The 19,245-nt window shown below is 62.8% G+C and carries 12 protein-coding genes; 5 read left to right on the top strand and 7 right to left on the bottom strand.

Annotation, left to right across the window (positions count from 1 at the left end):
• Positions 1–186 precede the first annotated feature (186 nt).
• Entirely contained in the window at positions 187–1,668 is a 1,482-nt protein-coding gene (locus tag A7A77_RS15485) for an NAD-dependent succinate-semialdehyde dehydrogenase (RefSeq protein ID WP_066560335.1), read from the top strand.
• A 187-nt stretch (positions 1,669–1,855) separates the two neighbouring features.
• Here the strand turns inward: A7A77_RS15485 and A7A77_RS15480 are convergent, their stop codons facing one another.
• From A7A77_RS15480 to A7A77_RS15460, 5 genes are all read right to left on the bottom strand, one after another.
• The gene (locus A7A77_RS15480; protein WP_066560344.1) at positions 1,856–2,896 is read right to left on the bottom strand and encodes an aromatic ring-hydroxylating oxygenase subunit alpha; all 1,041 of its coding nucleotides are present in this window, start codon (positions 2,894–2,896) and stop codon (positions 1,856–1,858) included.
• 289 nt (positions 2,897–3,185) lie between these two features.
• Entirely contained in the window at positions 3,186–5,504 is a 2,319-nt protein-coding gene (locus A7A77_RS15475; protein WP_066560332.1) for a TonB-dependent receptor, read from the bottom strand.
• An 81-nt stretch (positions 5,505–5,585) separates the two neighbouring features.
• Positions 5,586–7,067 carry an aldehyde dehydrogenase gene (locus tag A7A77_RS15470; RefSeq protein ID WP_066560323.1) on the bottom strand — a complete coding sequence of 494 codons (1,482 nt, stop codon included), beginning with the start codon at positions 7,065–7,067 and terminating at the stop codon, positions 5,586–5,588.
• Positions 7,064–8,446, bottom strand: coding sequence for an MFS transporter (locus A7A77_RS15465; RefSeq protein WP_066560320.1), 1,383 nt, complete (start codon positions 8,444–8,446; stop codon positions 7,064–7,066). The genes A7A77_RS15470 and A7A77_RS15465 overlap by 4 nt, the downstream gene beginning before the upstream one ends.
• A 175-nt stretch (positions 8,447–8,621) precedes the next feature.
• On the bottom strand, positions 8,622–9,137 hold the full coding sequence (locus tag A7A77_RS15460) for a MarR family winged helix-turn-helix transcriptional regulator (RefSeq protein WP_066560319.1): 516 nt from the start codon (positions 9,135–9,137) through the stop codon (positions 8,622–8,624).
• 302 nt (positions 9,138–9,439) lie between these two features.
• Between A7A77_RS15460 and A7A77_RS15455 the strand changes: the two genes are divergently transcribed.
• The 4 genes from A7A77_RS15455 to A7A77_RS15440 all read left to right on the top strand — a co-directional run bounded on the left by A7A77_RS15455 (position 9,440) and on the right by A7A77_RS15440 (position 16,742).
• On the top strand, positions 9,440–11,158 hold the full coding sequence (locus tag A7A77_RS15455; protein ID WP_066560317.1) for a GMC family oxidoreductase: 1,719 nt from the start codon (positions 9,440–9,442) through the stop codon (positions 11,156–11,158).
• A complete protein-coding gene (locus A7A77_RS15450; RefSeq protein WP_066560316.1) occupies positions 11,155–12,645 on the top strand; it encodes an FAD-dependent oxidoreductase in 1,491 nt (496 codons plus the stop codon). The genes A7A77_RS15455 and A7A77_RS15450 overlap by 4 nt, the downstream gene beginning before the upstream one ends.
• 49 nt (positions 12,646–12,694) lie before the next feature.
• Positions 12,695–14,353, top strand: coding sequence for a dihydroxy-acid dehydratase (locus tag A7A77_RS15445; protein ID WP_066560314.1), 1,659 nt, complete (start codon positions 12,695–12,697; stop codon positions 14,351–14,353).
• Between the two features lie 61 nt (positions 14,354–14,414).
• Positions 14,415–16,742 (top strand): arylsulfatase, encoded by a 2,328-nt coding sequence (locus A7A77_RS15440; protein ID WP_066560311.1) that lies wholly within the window; start codon positions 14,415–14,417, stop codon positions 16,740–16,742.
• A 323-nt stretch (positions 16,743–17,065) separates the two neighbouring features.
• On the opposite strand, the gene A7A77_RS15435 is transcribed toward A7A77_RS15440, so the two are convergent.
• Entirely contained in the window at positions 17,066–18,235 is a 1,170-nt protein-coding gene (locus A7A77_RS15435) for an oxidoreductase (protein ID WP_066560309.1), read from the bottom strand.
• A gap of 117 nt (positions 18,236–18,352) precedes the next feature.
• Positions 18,353–19,129 (bottom strand): GntR family transcriptional regulator, encoded by a 777-nt coding sequence (locus A7A77_RS15430; RefSeq protein WP_172799929.1) that lies wholly within the window; start codon positions 19,127–19,129, stop codon positions 18,353–18,355.
• Positions 19,130–19,245 lie beyond the last annotated feature (116 nt).

The raw sequence follows: 19,245 nt of genomic DNA, 5'->3' as shown, positions 1-19,245 counted from the left end.
AACAATCACAAACCGCAAGCCACCGCATTCCTGCCTCATCGGGCACCTGAAGATCGCCGGGGCAATTTCACTCAACAGACTTGATGGCACTGACATGGTAACTCGCCGACCGCGCTTGCTGAGGTGTTCGCAGCACCCGCCATGATCGAGGAGCCAGACCCATCAACTGACATTGAACGGTGCGACATGACGGTCCTTCTGCAAGATTACGCCCTGCCTCTCTCGCGCTCCGACCTCTTCATCGAAGCGGCATACGTGGGTGGAAAATGGGCCACGGACACCGATCGGATGGAGGTCACGAACCCGGCCACGGGCGAATTGATCGGCACCGTTCCCAATTTCGGTGCAAAGCAGACATCGCTGGCCGTCGATGCCGCAACAGCGGCCCAGAAACCCTGGGCAGCCCTGACGGCCGGATATCGCGGCGCGGTTTTGCGCGAATGGGCACGACTCGTTCTTGAACATGCCCGGGATCTGGCCACGATCATGACGGCCGAACAGGGCAAGCCGATCGCCGAAGCCCGGGGCGAGGTCGTCTATGCCGCGTCATTCCTCGAATGGTTTGCCGAAGAGGCTCGCCGCATCGACGGAGAGGTGATCCAGCCTCACGCGTCCGATCGCCGGCTTCTCGTGCGCAAGGAGCCGGTCGGCGTGGTTGCCGCAATCACACCCTGGAACTTTCCGCTCGCCATGATCACCCGCAAGGCAGGGCCTGCACTGGCAGCAGGGTGCACAATAGTCATCAAACCATCGGAACTCACGCCGTTTTCCGCATTGGCACTGGCGAAACTGGGGGAAGAGGCCGGCATCCCGGCAGGCGTGCTGAACGTAGTGACCGGCGATGCCGCACAGATCGGCGATGTGTTGACCGGCGATCCCCGCATTCGCAAGTTCACCTTCACCGGGTCGACAAGTATCGGCAAGATGCTTGCCGCCCGTTGCATGGACACGGTCAAGCGCGTGTCCCTCGAATTGGGCGGGAACGCACCTTTCATTGTTTTCGATGACGCCGATATCGATGCCGCCGTCGACGGGGCAATCGCCGCCAAGTTCCGCAACAGCGGCCAGACTTGTGTTTGCACCAATCGTTTCATCGTGCAGGAAGGGATCTACGACGAATTCGCCAACCGGCTGTCCGAACGCGTGGGGAAACTCGTGGTCGGCCCGGGTCTGGACGGACGCAGCGATCAAGGCCCCCTGATCGACCAGCGCGCGGTAGCCAGAGTCAGCGCGCATGTGGAAGACGCCGTGGGACGCGGCGCCACCCTTATGACGGGTGGCACCACAGTTTGCGGGCCGGGTACGTTTTTCAGTCCGACCGTTTTGCGCGATGTTCCGGCCGATGCCTTGCTTTGCCGCGAAGAAACCTTCGGCCCCGTCGCCGGGCTGCTGAAGTTCCGTGACGAAGCCGAAGCGATAGCGATGGCAAACGATACGCGCTCGGGCCTCGCCAGTTACCTCTTCACCCGCGATCTCGATCGCAGCATTCGTATGACTGAAGCGCTGGAATACGGCATGGTCGGGCTGAATACCGGCGTGATTTCGACCGAGGTCGCGCCATTTGGCGGGATCAAGGAATCCGGTCTGGGCCGCGAAGGATCACGACACGGCATCGACGACTATGTCGAACTTAAGCTCGTATGCACCGCCATCAAAACGACACCCTGACGACGGCGATCAACGCCCACCTGTTTCGCGGCTTTCCAGCCGCGATAGACTGTCTGCCGGGAAACGCGATCCATTACGACCGTGACCGCGCTCACCACCCCGAGGAGCCCGGATCGCCCATTTCCCGGCAGACCTTTTTCTCTTGAAATGCCCTGATCCGCCGCGGCAAGGCGGCGGGTAGGCCGGATTATGCCTCTGCCTGCGCCGTGTTTTGCGCCTTTATGGCACGGGCGATGATCTGGCGTGCGCGTGTGCCGCCCTCGTCGATGTTATAGGCCATCAGGCGCATGCCGGGATTTGCCGCGACAGATTCCTGCTGCGCTTCGAGCACTTCCTTGTCCTGCAGGAAGACGCCGCCCTGCTGCGTCTTGAAGCGGGCGGTAAAGCCGTCGTCGTCCACCTGGAAATTGCGTGCCATGCCCCAGAAGTAGTGATGGCTGTCCTCCGTTTCCGGAGTCATCACATCGATGACGAAGCCGCGCACGCCCTGATCGTGATCCTCGATCGTGGCCCCGGCGCCGACCGGCGCAACGCCGACATCGATGATGACGGCACAGGGCAACATGAAGCGGCAGATCTGCCAACGGTCGACCTTGCCGGTCTGGCGCAGCGCCGCGGCCCAGAACGGCGGCGCGTCCACCCCCGGCATCCAGCGCGTGACGAAGACTTCATCACCCTCGGTGCGGGTTTCGATCGGCGCTTCCATAAGCTCCGGCTGTCCGATCGACCCGGTGTGCACGTACGTTTCATGCGTCAGGTCCATCAGGTTGTCGATCGCAAGGCGATAGTCGGCGTCGATGGCATAATATCCGCCGTCAAAGCGCCAGCCGTCCGCCGAACAGGGCCACAGGTCGGGGATCAGCGCCGGATCGGCCTTGTCCTTCTCGCCGACCCAGACCCACACGAAGCGATGGCGTTCGTGCACGACGAACGTTTCGGCGCAGATCCGCGTGTTTACCGGATCGGTCTTGATCGGCATTTCCTCGGCCACGCCATCGGGACCAAGCTTCAGACCGTGATAGCGGCAGCGGATCGAATCCCCCTCGCGCAGGCCCATCGACAGCGGCAGCAACCGGTGCGGGCAGGCATCGCGCATGGCGACAACCTCGCCGTCCAGCTTGCGATAGAACATCATCGGCACGCCGCAGATCGTGCGCGCCAACGGGGGCGAGGACACTTCGGCATCCCAAGCCGCCGCATACCATGCATTGGTGAGCCAGGTCGTCATCTTCGTCACATTCCTCTGGATTTTAACAGCGCGTCGACACGCAAAAACGATGGTTCGTGCATCCCTTTCGTGGATCGCGTGACGCTCTTGTCCGAGATATCGGGCTTATCTGCGTGCGCTTCGTCTCGTTGAAACAGTGCGCCGTCAGCAGGCCGGTGATGAGGCCCGCGCCGTCGCCGTGAGGGACGGCGAGGCGCGGGGTTGGAAACCGGCTGAGCAAATCGCTCCGCATCGGATGCGTGAGGGAGCCGGTGCCGGCGGCAGGGTGAAAGCCGCCGGCAATTTCCCATCAGAAGCTTACGCTTCCCTGCACACCGAAGTACCGGTGATTGTCGCGGGCAACCTGCTGCGTAACGCGGCCGCCAAGGCCGGGCGACGGGAACAGTTCGCCGGGGTAGAACTTGTCGGTCAGGTTGCGTCCGAAAATCTGGAACGAGTAGCTGCCATCGTCGGCCTCGATCCCGATCGACGCGTTGATGATCGCATAACCGTCAAGCTTGGTGCGCGGATCCTGGGTCAGCGCATACTGCACCTCGCTCTGGTAGGTACCGTTCGCCTGAACGAAGGCATTGAACGGCAGGCTTTCGATGGGAATGCCCTGCCTGATGCCACCCGTCAGCTTGAAGTCCGGCGAGTTGGGAAGATCGCCGCCGGCAAGATCCTGGGCTCCGTCGACGCAGCCCTGTTCTTCGGTTTGCTGGAAATAGCACGGACCGCCGGGAAATTCGGTGATCTTGGCCTTGATGTAGGCCGCGCCGAGATTGATCCGGGTATGCTCGGACGGGCGAATGAAAGCCTCGACCTCGATACCCTTCGTCGTGAGACTGCCGGCGTTGCGAAGCGAGAATTCCTCTTCGATCGACTCGCCGCGCGACTGGGCCTGGTAGTTGCGATAATCGGTGTAGAACAGGGCAATATTCGTCGACAGAACATTGTCCGGGGTGCTCATCTTCAGGCCGATTTCGAAGGCGTCGACCGTCTCCGGCTTGACCGGCGGCTCCTCGCTCGCGGCGAAGACCATGTTGAAGCCGGCGCCCTTGTAGCCACGGGCGTAGGATGCGTAGACGTTGCCGAGATCCGACACGTCATAGCGCAAGCCGATATTGCCGGTGACCGCGGTGTCGGAGATCGAGTCCGCGAAGTCTGCCTTTGTACCCTGACCGCCGGGCAGCTTTGAATCGCCCTCGACAAACACATTGGTCGGGTCGCGGAAGACCGAATATTCCAGCTTTTCGTGCAACAGGCGCAGGCCGCCGAAAATGGTGAGGTTTTCCGCCGGATAGACATTGCCGCTCACGAACCCGGCATAGTTCGTCGTCTCGACATTGCCGGTATACTGTCCACTGCGGCTGACGGTCGGATTGACCCAGCGGCGGGCAAAGTTATGCTCCAGCTTGTGGTTGAAGAAGAACAGGCCGACGAGGAAATCGAAACCGTCATAGCTGGGCGAGGCAAGCCGGATTTCCTGGCTGATCTGGCTGAGATCGTAAGTACCGCCGTTCTGGTTCCAGCTAAAGAACGCGGGCGTGCTGCCGTCAGGGTCTACGACCACGAGATCGGGCCGCGGATCATTGGCGGTGTGATCGACATCGCTGTTATAGTACTGGCTCCATTCGCGATAGGCTGAAACAGAAGTCAGCTCGAAATCGTTCGCGAACTTGTAGGTAGCAGTCAGCGATCCGCCATAGGCTTCGGTATTGGCGAAGATATCGGCGTCGCTGACGATCTCCGTGTTCTCCTCGCCGGGTACGACCGGATCGAGCAGATCTGCGTTGGCCTCTGTGTACAGGCTGCGAATCGCCGCCTGCGGGTTGGCGTCCGAATGGCGATAGTCGCCGTTGAACATCAGGCTCAGCGCATCCGAAGGCTCGACCAGCAGCTTGCCGTGGAAACCGAAGGTTTCCCAACCGTTGAGCCGCTTTCCGGTGGCGCGGTTGATCGAACCGCCGTCATAATCCTTGTAATACCCGGTCAGCCGCGCCGCGACCTTGTCGCTCAGCGGTCCCGAAACGGTAGCGCGTTGCTGGAATTCACCGTCTTCGGTCGCAATGGTATCGACCTTTCCACTCAGCGTGAAAGTCGGCTTCTTGGTCGTGACCGACAACACGCCGGCCGATGCGTTCTTGCCGAACAGCGTGCTCTGCGGGCCGCGCAGAACCTCGACGCGCTCGATCGCAATCAGGTCCTGAAAGGCCTGGCCGTTGCGCGCCATGACGACATCGTCGACAACGACCGAAACGGATGGTTCGACCGCAGACGAGAACACGGTGGTGCCGATGCCGCGAATGCTGAGCGAGCTGCTCTCGTCGTCGAAGCCTTTGGTAAAGGTCAGGCTCGGCACGACATCGACCAGCGTGTCGACCGCGCTGACGCCCGAATTTTCAAGTTCTTCGGCCGAGAGGACCGAAACGGCCAACGGCACTTCCTGCAGCGTCTGTTCGCGGCGCTGGGCGGTAACGATAATGGCGTTTTGGCCGCCGGCGTCGGCTTCGACCCCGGCTTCGCTCTCACCCACGTCCTGCGCGTTGGCCGGTGCAGCCGCTATCGCCCATCCACAGGCCGCAGCGGCCAGGAAGGCCGACTTCCCGTTTTTGCTTAAGGTTCTCATTGCCCTCTCCTTCTCAAAAGTATCGGTTTCTCAGATGTCTGTCGTAAAATGCGATCGGGACCGCTGCGTGCGGACCGTGCGTCAGTTCCCCAGGGCGGCATCGGACGGCCGCCCATCGAGGAGGATGCTCTTCGTCTCGATGTAGGGAAGCAGGCCTTCCGCCCCCCCTTCACGCCCGATGCCGGACTGTTTGAAGCCGCCGAACGGCATTCCGGGCTGGGTGCGCATGCCGTTCTGCCCCACCATCCCGGTGCGCATTTCGCGTGCGATGCGAAACGCCGCGTCGGCATCTTTCGTCAGGACCGAACCGTGCAGGCCGAAATTGCTGTCGTTGGCGATGCGGATGGCGTCTGCTTCGTCCTTTGCCGGGATCAGGCACAGGACCGGACCGAAAATTTCCTCTTGCGCGATCCGGCTGCCGCTATCGACGTTGGCGAACAGCGTGGGCTCGATGAAATAGCCCTTGTTGAGGTGAGCCGGACGTTGGCCGCCATGGACAAGGTCTGCCGTCGCACGGCCTTCCTCGATGTAGCTTTCGACCCTTTCGAGCTGCCGCTTCATGGCCAGCGGGCCCAGTTGCACGCCCTCTTCCCGGCTGTGCCCGATCTTGATGCCGCGCATCACGTCGGCGATCGCCTCGGCCATCTCGTCATGGCGATCGGCGGGCACGATGGCGCGGGTCAGCATGGCGCAGATCTGGCCGGACAGGCGGGTGATCGTCGTTCCCAGCAGCTGCGCCGCCTCGCCGGTGGGCATATCGTCGCGGATGATCGCCGCCGACTTGCCGCCCAGTTCCAGCGAACAGCGCGCGATGCGGGAGCCGCAGACTTGCGCGATCCGCATTCCGACTGCCGTGGACCCAGTAAAGCTGACCTTGTCCACCGCAGGGCTGGAAACCAGCCTGTCCGCCACATCGCGATCCGCGGTAACGAGGTTCAGGACGCCCGGCGGGAAGCCGATCTTCGCGGCCTCCTCGGCGATGATATAAGCCTCCAGCGGTGTTTCCGGAGCAGGCTTCATGATCAGCGTGCAACCGGCGATCAGCGAATAGGCCACCTTGTTGGCCATGATCATGTAGGGCGAGTTCCAGGGCGCGATCGCCGCCACCACGCCCACCGGTTCGCGAACGATATACGCGCTGTCGACCGTCTCGCCGGCAACTTCCTCGATCCATGGGAAACGGTCGCCCAGCTCGGCGATGTCGGCAAAGGAACGGTTGCCGGTTGCGACGACACCGCGCGCCATGCCCGGCAGTCCGCCGATCTGTTCGATCCACGCATTCTCCAGCTCTTCGGACCGTGCCCGCAAAGCCTTCGCCAGCTCTGCCACCATCCGGGCGCGTTCGCGCGGCGCGGTGCGCGGCCAGGGGCCATGGTCGAACGCGCGGCGCGCAGCGGCCACGGCCGCATCCATGTCCTGCGCACAGCCCTCGGCAACACGAGCGACGACCTCTTCGCTGTTCGGCGATACGATTTCGAACGAACGGCCGCTGGTCGCCGGCACCCAGGCACCGTCGATAAACAGGCGATCAGGATGATCGATGTGGACGCCGTTGGGGGTCATGCGGAAGCACCTGTGGATTTGGTGAGAGTGGAAGCGGCGCCGTCGGCATCGCCGATGCTGCGCCGCGCGATCAGGATGCCGATGACCGACAGCAGGACGAGCGCGGGCATAAGTGCCAGCAGCGCAAAGCTGCGGATGATCGGCAAGTTGCTGGCCAGCATCCAGCCGCCGAAGATCGGGCCGAGCACGCCGCCCAGCTTGCCGATGGAACTCGCCCAGCCCGAACCGGATGCGCGAACCCTGGTGGGATAGACGGGGGCGATGATGCTGACGACCGAGAAGGTCATGCCGCCGACGATCGCAATCGCGACGATGGCCAGCCAGAGCACCGCCTGCTGCGGCAGCGGCGCGAGCCCGAGGATCAGCAACAGCGGCAACAGCAGCAGCGGATAGAAAAGCACCATGACCGGGCCGAGACGATCGGTGAAGCGCATGATGGCAAGCCCTGCGACCGACCCCATGATCCCGCCGAATGCCGTCGCGAGCGCGGCGGTCTTGCGATCGAACGCCAGCTCTTCGAGGATGATCGGGCCCCAGCCGTTGACGTAATAGACCGCAATCGAACTGGCCGCATAGGCAAGCCAGATCGCGGGCGTCGCGAATTTCAGCCAGCCTGCGAACAGATCGGAAATGCGGACCTTTCTGGTCGCCGCGTCGGGTTCGTCGCTAAGGATGAAGTGATCGTCGGACCGCATGTCCCGCGTGTCGACGCCCAGCTTGCCCAGCACGCGCACGATGGACTGGCCATTGTCCGCCTTGACCGTCAGCCAGCGGATCGATTCAGGAAGCACTGCGAACAGGATCGCCGCCGCGACCAGCGAGCCAAGGCCGCCCACAATGAACAGACCGCGCCACCCGACCATAGGCTCCAGCCATACGGTCATCGGGCCGGCACCGCTGATCCCGATGCTGTAGCCGACCATGATGATGGTCACGACGGTAGCGCGCAGACCCTTGGGCACGTATTCGCTGTTCAATGCCCAGGCGATCGGGATCACCGCGCCGATGGCGATGCCATCAAGAAAGCGGATGGCGACCAGCCACGGGTACGACGGAGCGAAGCCCATCGCCACGGTAAGCAGGCCGAACGCGAAAGAACAACCGATCAGGACGGGGCGCCGGCCGATACGGTCGCTGATCGACGCGAATACGACCGCGCCAAAGAATGTGCCCAACAGCCCTGCCGAAAGGATATTGGCCAGCTGATTGGGGTCCAGCGCAAGATCGTCGCGCAGATAAGGCGCCGCAAAGGCGGCAAGTGACAGATCGAACCCGTCGAAGATGGTGAGCAGCCACGACGCGGCGATCAGGCGATAATTGAAACCGTTCAGCGAGCGGTTTTCGATGATCCCGGAGATGTCGACGGTGCGACCGGTCATGCGACTGCACCCCGGACGAGAGCGAATCGACCGCACCCGGACAGGGCGGTCGATGACAGCCTTTGCGTCGATCCCGGAACGAAGTTCACACCGTCTCTCCCATCTCCCGCGGCCATCGCCGACGGGCAAGCGTTATCGCTTTATGGGAGCATATTAAGTGTAACTTTAAACTTCGTCAACTGCCATCATCATCATCGCGATGCATGTCGAGACCTTCGATCAGGTCGTAGAAATCACCAGCGTGCTCCAGATTCTCCACCATCTGGGCCAGATAACCGAGCAGAATAACCTTGTCCCGACGGGAAAAACCACGCAGCAGGCGCTTCTCGCGCTCCAGCGAAATCTTCACGATTTTCGCGTTCAGTGCGTACCCTTCTTCGGTCAGCTGGTACTTGCGATTGCGCCCTTCTCCCGGCGACCAGACCAGCTTCTTTTCCTCCAGCTCGCGGAGCGTGCGGCTGACGATCGACTTGTTCATCATCAGGGCATCGCAGAACCCTCGTCCACTTAGCTCTCCGCAGTCGGCAAGCACTGTAATTACACGAACTTCGTTGACGCCAAAGCCAAACGCCTCAAGGAAAAAACGCGACTGGGACCATATCAGCGCATTCGAAATCACCCCGATGTAGTGCGGCACGAAATGGTGTCGATCGAGGGTCTGCACATCGGGTCGAATCGTACGGTCGGTCATGAAAAAAATCGGTCCTTATCCTGAAGCGGCACCACCCAGGCTGCGCACGCGGCCGGTGACGTCCCCCGATCGCACGGTAGCGCCATTTGGCCGAAGCGGAAATCGCCAGCGCCACGAATCGACCAACACCGTGCCCACGCCAAAAAGACGATTGACAGATCGCCTCTTCTCACGCAGTTTAAGTTGATAGTTAAACGATAGACCGCAAATGCTGTCCAGCCGTCAGGGGATCATGCCCTGAAGTGCGGACGGGTCGCGAAGCGAATTGCAGATCGCTCATCGCGGGTAGAGGAAGAATGGCAATGTCCGAAACCTGTTCAGCCGAACAGTATGATTACATCGTCGCGGGCGGCGGCACGGCCGGCTGCGTGCTCGCCAATCGCCTGTCCGCCGACCCCGCAACCCGTGTCCTGCTGATCGAGGCCGGGCCGTGGGACAGCAATCCGCTCTATCGCATCCCGATCATGGGGATGCACCTGTTCCGCTGGAAATATAACAACTGGTCCTATGTCACCGAGCCCGAGCCCGGACTGAACGACCGTCGCATCACCTGGCCACGCGGGCGCGTCATCGGCGGTTCGTCTTCCATGAACGGGATGATCTTCACTCGCGGCGGCGCCGTCGACTACGATCGCTGGGCGCAAGCGGGTCTGTCTTCGTGGTCGTACGAAAAGGTTCTGCCCTACTTCCGCCGGCTGGAACATTACGAAGGGCCGCTGGACGAATATCGCGGCAAGGACGGGCCGATCCGGGTCAGCCGTATCGAAACGCACCACCCCTTGTTCGATTCCTTCATCGATGCCGGGCAAGAGGCGGGACTGCCCTACAACGCCGACTTCAACGGCGAGGAACTCGAAGGCGTCGGCCGCTACGACACCAATATCTCGCAAGGCCAGCGCTGGAGCGCGGCGCGCGCTTATCTGGAGCCGGCGCGTGACCGCGACAATCTCGACGTTCTGACCGGCGCCACGGTCGACCGGGTCGTGCTTGACGGCAAGCGCGCGACCGGCGTCGTCGTACGAACCCGCGCCGGCACGCGCACCATCGGCGCGGCCCGCGAAGTCGTGCTGACCGGCGGCGCAATCGGTTCGCCGACGGTGTTGCTGCATTCGGGCATCGGCGATCCGCAGGACCTTGCCGATGCAGGCGTCGCGGTAATGCATGGTCTGCGCGGGGTTGGCCGCAATCTGCAGGACCACCTGAACATCACGCACTTTCACAGTTCCAAGATACCCGACATGTTCTATCGCGACGCCCGGTTCGACCGCGCGTTCGGCATGTTGGTCCACGCATTCCTGCGCAAGCGGGGCAAAGGGGCGATGGTACCGCACAACGCCGGTGCCTTTTTGAAGAGCGACACGCGCCTGGCCTCGCCCGATCTGCAAATCCATTACATGCCCGCCGGGGTGAACAGCCGGCAGGTGCGCGTGCCGTTTCAATCCGTCACCGGAGATTCGCCCTTCGGAGTCGCGGCGCATATCTGCCACCTGCATCCGGAAAGCCGGGGCAAGATTTCGCTACGCTCCGCCGATCCCGCAGACCGGCCCCGCATCCTCGGCAACTATCTGACCGCCGAAGCAGACAAGCTGGCGATGCGTGCCGGCTTCCGCGCATTGGAAAACCTGTTCGATCAGCCGGCCTTTCGCAAAGTCGTCGGCAGCAGGATCGCGCCGCCGGACAAACCCTTCACCGATGAAGAGGTCGACGCCTGGATTCGCGACAATGCCTCGACGATCTATCACCCGGCGGGCACCTGCAAGATGGGCACGGACAGCGAGGCTGTCGTCGACGAGCGCCTGCGGGTCCATGGCATTCAAGGGCTGCGGGTTGCCGATGCCGCGATCATGCCGACGCTGGTCAGTGCCAATACCCACGCACCCACGATCATGATCGCCGAAAAGGCGGCGGACATGATGATCGAGGATGCCAAGGCCCCATCGGTCGCGCACGAAGTGGCACCCATGGCCGCAGCGCGCGAACCGGCCCTTCCCCTCAGCGAGAGCGGAGCGACACATCAATGACAGATAAAAGCGACAGCAAGCCACAGGTCCAGTCGGTCGAGCGGACCGAGGATCGTTTCCTCCCCTCCGACCTGTTCGAAGGTTCGGACCGCAACCTGCCCCCGCCCCGTCGCGGTGGCACGGTGCTGGAAGAAGCGCGCGAGATCGACATCTATCACACCTGCGACGTGGTGGTGGTAGGCGGCGGCCCTGCCGGATGCGCCGCGGCCTGGGCTGCGGCCAAAGCCGGTGCCGACGTTACGCTGGTCGAACGCTACAACTGCCTGGGCGGGCTTTCGACCGGCGGTCTGGTGATGTGGATCGATCGCATGACCGACTGGGAGGGCAATCACGTCATCCAGGGTTTTGCGCGCGAATTCGTGGATCGCATGCCTGCCGAGGGCAAGGCCGGTCCGCCTCGCGCCGACTGGGGCTCGCGCGACGAGGCCAAGGCGAAATACTGGGGCCTGCGCACCACCGCGTTTCACGGCATCGTGCAATGGGCGCCCACACTCGATCCCGAACGGATGAAGCTGAACGCACAGCAGATGCTGCTTGATGCCGGCGTACGGATCGTCTTCCACGCATGGGCCGCACGACCGATCGTCGAAGACGGCGCAGCGCGCGGCCTGGTGTTCGAGAGCAAGGCCGGGCGGCAGGCGATCAAGGCCAGGGTGGTCGTCGACACCACTGGCGACGGCGACATGTTCGCCCGCGCCGGAGCCGATTTCGATACCGACATCGAACAGGGCGACGTGCACCATTCGATGAACACCAGCTTTGCGTTCGGCGGCGTGGACATGACGCGCTGGCTGGAATTCCGGGGCGGCCAGCCCGATCAGTTCCGCGACCTTACGATTCTGGGCCGCGAGCAGGTCGGCTATTTCCAGCCACCCTATGTGTCATGGCGCAATGATATCGCACTGTTCCTCGGCCCCCGGCAATCGGGGCTGTCGGCGCTCGACGTCGACGACATGACCGAGGTGGAAATCCGCAGCCACCGGTTGATGGAAAGCCACTGCGACTTCCTGCGCAAGAACGCGCCGGGGTTCGAGAACGCCTATATGCTGCAAAGCGCATCGCAATTGGGCGTGCGCCACACCCGCCGTCTGGGCGGCGTCGAACGGATCGAGCGCGGTCAATGGAGCGGCGGCGTGGCCGGTGCCACGCAAGTCGGCATCAGCCCTTCGGTCAGCCCGAAGTTCCCGGTTATCTCGGTACCTTACGGTTCGCTGGTGCCGCGCTCTCTCGACGGGGTTCTGGCCGCAGGCCGGCACATTTCCTGCGACGCCAATTCGCATGGCTTCATGCGTGAAATTCCGCAATGCTGGCTGACCGGCCACGCGGCAGGTGCGGCGGCTGCGGTGGCGGCCAATCGCGGGATCGAACCGCGTGCAGTCGACATCGGCGAACTGCGGTCGCTGCTGCGCCAGCAGGGCGCGCATCTCAGCAACGACGCCGACCTCGTCGACGAAGCGGCCGCCAGCGCGGGCGAGGCAGCGGAATGACCGCGTTCTGCCCCGCATCAATATTCAATCCATCGAAAGGGCGATCCCTATGACTCTCCGCAGTCTCTCGGCCAATTCAGCCAGCCGGCGCGCCAACTGGGCCGCACTGGGCCTTAGCAAGGAAGACATGGAAAAGCCCAAGATCGCGGTGGTCAATTCCTCCAGCGAACTGGCCATCTGCTACGCCCATCTCGACGGTATCGCGCAGATCGTGAAGGACGAGATCCGCAAGGCGGGCGGCGTCCCGTTCGAAGTGCGCACTGCCGCACCCAGCGATTTCATCACCGGCGCGGCGAAACTGGGCAGCTACATCCTTGCCGGCCGCGACATCATCGCCAACGATATCGAAGTGCAGGTAGAGGCCGCTCTGCTGGACGGGATGATCTGCCTGACCAGCTGCGACAAGACGCCCCCGGGGCACCTGATGGCGGCGGCGCGGCTGAACATTCCCACTATTCTGGTGATCGGCGGCTATCAGCAATCGGGCGAGATCGACGGCCAACCGGTCGATGTCGAAGACCTGTGGTCCGGTCAGGTTGGCGAGGCATTCGGCGCGAAGCCGAAGTTCCCGGTTGCGGACATGGCGGAAAACGCCATTCGCGGCCCCGGCGTGTGTTCGGGCATGGCCACCGCGAATACCATGCACTCGGTGGTTGAAGCGCTGGGCATGACGCTTCCGGGCAATGCCCCGGTGCGTGCCAATTCGCCCAAGATGAAGGACAATGCCCGTGCCTGCGCGCGCCGCATCGTCGAAATGGTTCACGAAGACTTGCGCCCGCGCCAGATCATGACCGAAGGCGCATTCCGCAATGCCATCGCCACAGTGCTGGCCGTCAGCGGAAGCATCAACGCGATCAAGCACTTGCAGGCCACCGCGATCGAGGCGGAGAGCGATATCGACGTCTTCGCCTTGTGGGAGGAGATGAGCGACGTGCCAGTGATTTCGCCAGTGCGGCCCACCGGCAATATCCGTATCGAACGGTTCGAGGATGCCGGCGGCGCGCGCGCGGTGCTGAAGCGGCTTGAACCGCGCATCGATACGGACGCGCTGACCTGCACCGGCAGGACGCTGGGTGAAAACCTGGCGGACTACGAAGTGGAAGATCCCGACGTGATCCACGCTCTCGACGATCCGTTCGGTGAAGGGCCAAGCATCGCCATCCTGAAGGGCAGCTTTGCCGAAACCGCCGTCGTGCGGCTGGGATTGCGCGATGGTTCGCGGCCCGAGGAATTTTCAGGCCCGGCACGCGTGTTCGAAGATGTCGATGCCTGCATGACCGCGATCCGCGACGGGAAAATCGAACCCGGCGATGTCGTCATCAGCCGCAATCAGGGTCTGCGTGGCGGCCCCGCCATGGGGGGGCGTGCCTCTGCCATCCTGTTCGCACTCGATGCGGCAGGTCTGGCGAAGACCACCGCCTTCGTCACCGACGGCCAGCTTTCCGGCCTTTGCCTGAAGGGCCTGACCGTCGCCGAAGTTCACCCCGAAGCCGCAACCGGCGGACCGATCGGCAAAGTGCGCGATGGCGACATCGTGCGGATCAGCGTCGCCAATCGCAGCATCGACATCGATGTCCCCGCCAGCGAACTGGCCGCACGCGAAGGCCCCGGCCTGCGCGTTCCCGCCAGCGGCTATCTATCGAGTTTCCGCGAAAGCGTGCGCGCGATGCCCACCGGCGGGGTTCTGATTCCCGAGCGGGAACGATAGACGCCGGGAACGAATACGGCAGGCCGGCTAGGCCGCAGCAAGAACATTCAGGAGAGAGAAGATGGACAACAAGACCGGACGCAAGCTGCTGCGGGGCGTTTCACGCGTCGCCGCGCTGGCCGCCGCCTTGTCGATGCCGTTCACCCCGGCGCTGGCGCAGGCTGCGCCGGGCAACGGCGACCTGCTGAGCCAGGCCCGGCCCGCACCCTATCCCGCTCCGCCGCAGGCCCCAGCGAACGCGCCCAATATCCTCGTCATCATGACGGACGACACCGGGTTCGGCGCAACCGCTACCTTTGGCGGCCCGGTGCCAACGCCGAACATGGACCGGCTGGCCAAGGCGGGCCTGCGCTACAACAATTTCAACACCACCGCGATGTGCAGCCCGACGCGCGCTGCCCTGCTGACCGGGCGCAACGCCCAGTCGGTCAACTACGGTGTCATCAGCGAGGAAGCGTCGCCGGACGCGGGCTATAACTCGGTCATCCCCGATTCCGCCGCCACCTTCGGCGACGTGCTGAAACTGAACGGCTACGACACTGCCTGGTTCGGCAAGCATCACAATGTCCCGGTGTGGGAAGACACGCCGGTCGGCCCGTTCGACCATTGGCCCGACGGCCTTGGCTTCGATTATTTCTACGGCTTTATCGGCGGCGCGACGAGCCAGTTCGCGCCCTTCCTGATCGAGAACCGGAACTGGGTCGAAGCGCCCGCCGACGATCCGAACTACATCCTCGACGCCGATATGGCCGACCAGGCGATCGACTGGATCCATATCCAGAAGAGCGTGCGCCCCGACAGCCCCTTCGCCATCTATTACGCACCCGGCTCCACCCATTCGCCGCATCAGGCACCGAAAGAGTGGATTGCGAAGTTCAAGGGCCAGTTCGACCAGGGCTGGGACAAGATGCGCGAGCAGACTTTCGCCCGCCAGAAAGCCGCCGGGATCATTCCCGCCAACGCCAAGCTTACGCCCCGCCCCGCCAAGTTCCCGGCATGGTCATCCTTGTCACAGGACGAGCGGAAAGTCGCATCGCGCCTGATGGAAGTCTACGCCGCGCAGCTGGCATTCCTCGACTTCCAGATCGGGCGGATCCTCGATTCCCTCGAAGAAAGCGGGGAGCTCGACAATACGCTCGTCGTCCTGTCGATCGGCGACAACGGCGGCAGCCTCGAAGGATCGCCCGAAGGGTCGATGGATGAAATCGCGCGGAACAAGAACAAGATCAAGCTGAGCGTGGCCGAACAGATGACCCAGCTGGACGCGGCAGGCGGCCCGTTCAGCTGGAACAACTACAACGCGGGCTGGGCCTGGGCGATGAACACCCCGTTCCAGTGGGGCAAGGTCTTCGCCTCGCACCTTGGCGCAATCCGCAACGGGCTGATCGTTTCATGGCCCGATCGCATCAAGGATACCGGCGCGATCCGGCCGCAGTTCGCCCACGTCACCGACATCGCACCCACGCTCTACGACGCCGTCGGCATCACATTGCCGGAAGAGTTTCGGGGCGTGAAGCAGATGCCGCTCGAAGGAAGCAGCCTTGTCGGAACGTTCGACGATGCCAAGGCACCGTCACAGCACCGCGAGCAGTTCTTCGAGCTGCGGGAAAACATCGGCTTCTACAAGGACGGCTGGCTGGCATCGACGCAGCCGCGCGTGTTCCCCTGGGAACAGGAAGCCCCGCCCGCCGGCGGCGAAGTGAAGTGGTCGCTCTACAACCTGAACAAGGACTTCTCGCAGGCCGAAGACGTTGCCAGGCGTTACCCGGACAAACTGGCCGAACTGCAGAAGGATTTCGTCGAGGCGACGGAGCAGTTCAACATCGGTAAGCAGAGCCGCGGCCCCGACGTCATGCCCCGCCCCTCGGTGATCGGCGAACGCACGCATTTCGAATACTACAACACCGATTTCCGTTACAGCCGCGGCTCCTTCCCCCGCGTGATGAACCGCGACTGGAAGGTCAGCGCCGACATCGTCGTTCCAGAACAGGGCGGCGACGGCGCGCTGATCGCGCAGGGCGCGCGCTTTGCCGGCTGGGGTCTCGTCATCCTCGATGGGAAGCCGTCGTTCATGTACAATGCGTCGGTGCTGGAGCGCGACCAGAACCGGGTCGACGGCGACGCGGTTCTCACCCCGGGGCGGCACATGGTGGAGGCCGATTTCGACTATGACGGTGGCGGCCCCGGCAAGGGCGGCACGATCACGCTGACGGTCGATGGACATGTCGTGGGCACCGGCAGAATGGAGCGCACGCCAAGCTTCATGTTCGTCGGCGAAGGCGGCATCACCATCGGGCGCGACTACGGCACGACGCTCAGCGACGACTACACCGCTCCCTTCGTTTACCCCGGCACGATCAACAAGGTGACTGTCGACCTGGGAAAGTGAAAACGGAGGTCCGGTCAGGCTAGCGCCAAACGGTTCCACCTGGTGGCGCTTCGCCGTCTGGTGGAACCGGCATAAAAACCATTGCCGTCAAACATCACCGCTTTCCGCCCCACGTCGTCCGGCTTGGGCTCCGGCCTTGCTATTGCTCGATCCCGGGCCGGAGCGACGTCTGGTGCACAGCGAAATGTCGCATGCGCCGCTACGACATGAAATTCCGGTTCAGGGCATTCGCTCACTCGATCAGGCGAACCTGACAACACCTGCCGTGTGGCAGATATGCAAGCACCATCCCGTCGCGGCGTGATGGTGCGCCCGGCATAAATTTACGGCTTGGCGTTGGCCTCGTACGACTCTTCCACGAATTCCGCATCCCATGTGATATCGCCAAGAATATCGCTGCGCCGGAAATGCCGGATTTCGCTGCCCCGCCCCTCGCGCACCTTCTGCACCCAGTCCGGGTCGCCCAACTGTCCGCGGCCTATCGCGATCATGTCGAATTCGCCGAGATCGAAGCGCCGCACCAATTCGGCAAGTCCGGCCTCGATGTTGAATTGGGCCTCGCCCTCTTCGAACAGCGTCGCCATGAACTCGCGATCGACGCCCACGCTACCCACCGCGATCACCGGTTTTGTCGAGAACGACTTTACCCAGCCGGCCAGGCTGAGCGGGCTGTCCGGGAATGCCGCCTCGTAAAAACGACGTGTCGATACGTCGAAGACATCGACGCCCGCCGCTTCGAATTCTTCGACGAAAACACGTATATCCTCCGGCGTGTCGAATATGCGCGCGCCGAAATCGACCTCCTTGAACTGCGAGAAGCGCAGACTGATCGGAAAATCGGGGCCCAGCGCGGAACGCACCCCGCGCACAATCTCGGTTGCGAGCCGAATGCGATTGCGCAAGTCGGGACCGCCATATTCGTCATCCCGAATGTTCGTCTGCGCCCAGAAGCACTGGTCGAGGAAATAGCCATGCGCTCCGTGTATCTCGACACCGGAAGCCCCCACTTCCTTTGCCAGCAGTGCGCTACGCACGAACGCATCACGAACCTCGTGAAGCTGCTTGACCGTGGCTGGCTTGCCATGACCGCGGCCAGGTGCGACCATTCCTGACGGGCTGATCGTCGGACCATCCCAATCAGGCCCCGGCTCAAGCTCCGGCCGGTGCCCACCCTCATGCCAGAGCTGGATGAACAGGTGCCCCCCTGCCCCGCGCACTTCGCTCGCGCAATGGCGCCATGCTTCTTTGGTTGCATCGTTCATGCGTACGCAGAATTCCTGCCGCGAGGCCGACGGATGATCGACCGCCGTCGATTCGCTGATAATCAGCGGACAACCGCCTTCCACGATCCGTCTGAAACCCGCTGCAGATGCTGCGGTCGGCACGCCGCTGCGACCTTGTGCGCGCTGCATGCCCGGCAATACGAAACGGTTGGGCAATTGAATTGAATTGATATCGATAGGCGTAAACAACGCCGACAAATCTGTGGCCATGGATTGCTCCCGGATAAATTGTTGATCCCCGCGTAGAGCCGTCCGCTATGGGCTCACTGCAGGTTCAGTTGCTGTCACTGGCGCGGGTAGGACCGCATCAGGAATGGAAGACCGCCACTATTTGGCGGTTCGAGGTCGCACCGTCCCTGCTGCCTTGCCAGGCTTGGTACGCCCCGGCGGCGGCGCGGCAAGGGCCATTTGCGACGGATTGACCCACGCCCGATCGAGCCTCGTCCACACGCGCAAAGCCTCGAACGCGGCGCGTCCGTCACCCCGGTCCACAAGCTCCAGCACTTCGTCCAGCTTGCGCGTATGGGCGACCACGTCCGCCCGGAATTCGACGGAATCGAGCAGGAATTCCTTGATCAGCGGATTGTTGGACCTCTGGAACATCTCGGTCAGGTAAGGGTTATCGGCCAGATCGAGAATCACGTCCACGACATCGTAGAACACCTGAAGATGCTCTCGCTGATCGTGAGGATCGAGTGTCTGCAGCGCACGTCTTGCGTCCAGAAGCAGCGCACGCCGCTCCGGTTGCGAAGAAACCGTCATCGCTGCTTCCTGCATACCCAGGGCGAGCAAGACCGTGCTGACCGAGATCACCTGCAAGACCTCGTCGAGCGAAAGACGCCGGATCATTGCGCCTTTGTACATCTGCAGCTCGACGATGCCGTCTTGTTGCAACTTGGCAAAAGCCTCGCGCAGCACTGTCTTGCTGACACCGAGCCGTTCCATGAGATCGGTTTCGGGCAACCGTTGGCCTGCGACGAACCGCCCCGTGGAGATGAAATCGCGGATCGTGTCCGCGGCGACATCGACAGTGCTGCGTGCACGTTGGGCCGGACCAGCCGTATCGCCCTTGTTCACCCCCGCAATCTCCCTGAAATCTGACAAATTCACGCTTCTACCCAGTGCCGACGACCTGTCAAACGTCCTGCGAGATAATGGGTCGCGTTCACCTGCCGCCGCGCCAGAAGGGCGCGGCGGAGGCCGAATAGGTTTCGAAATGG

Source organism: Croceicoccus bisphenolivorans (assembly GCF_001634625.1).
Taxonomy (GTDB): domain Bacteria; phylum Pseudomonadota; class Alphaproteobacteria; order Sphingomonadales; family Sphingomonadaceae; genus Croceicoccus; species Croceicoccus bisphenolivorans.
This window is presented reverse-complemented; position numbering and strand designations above follow the sequence as displayed.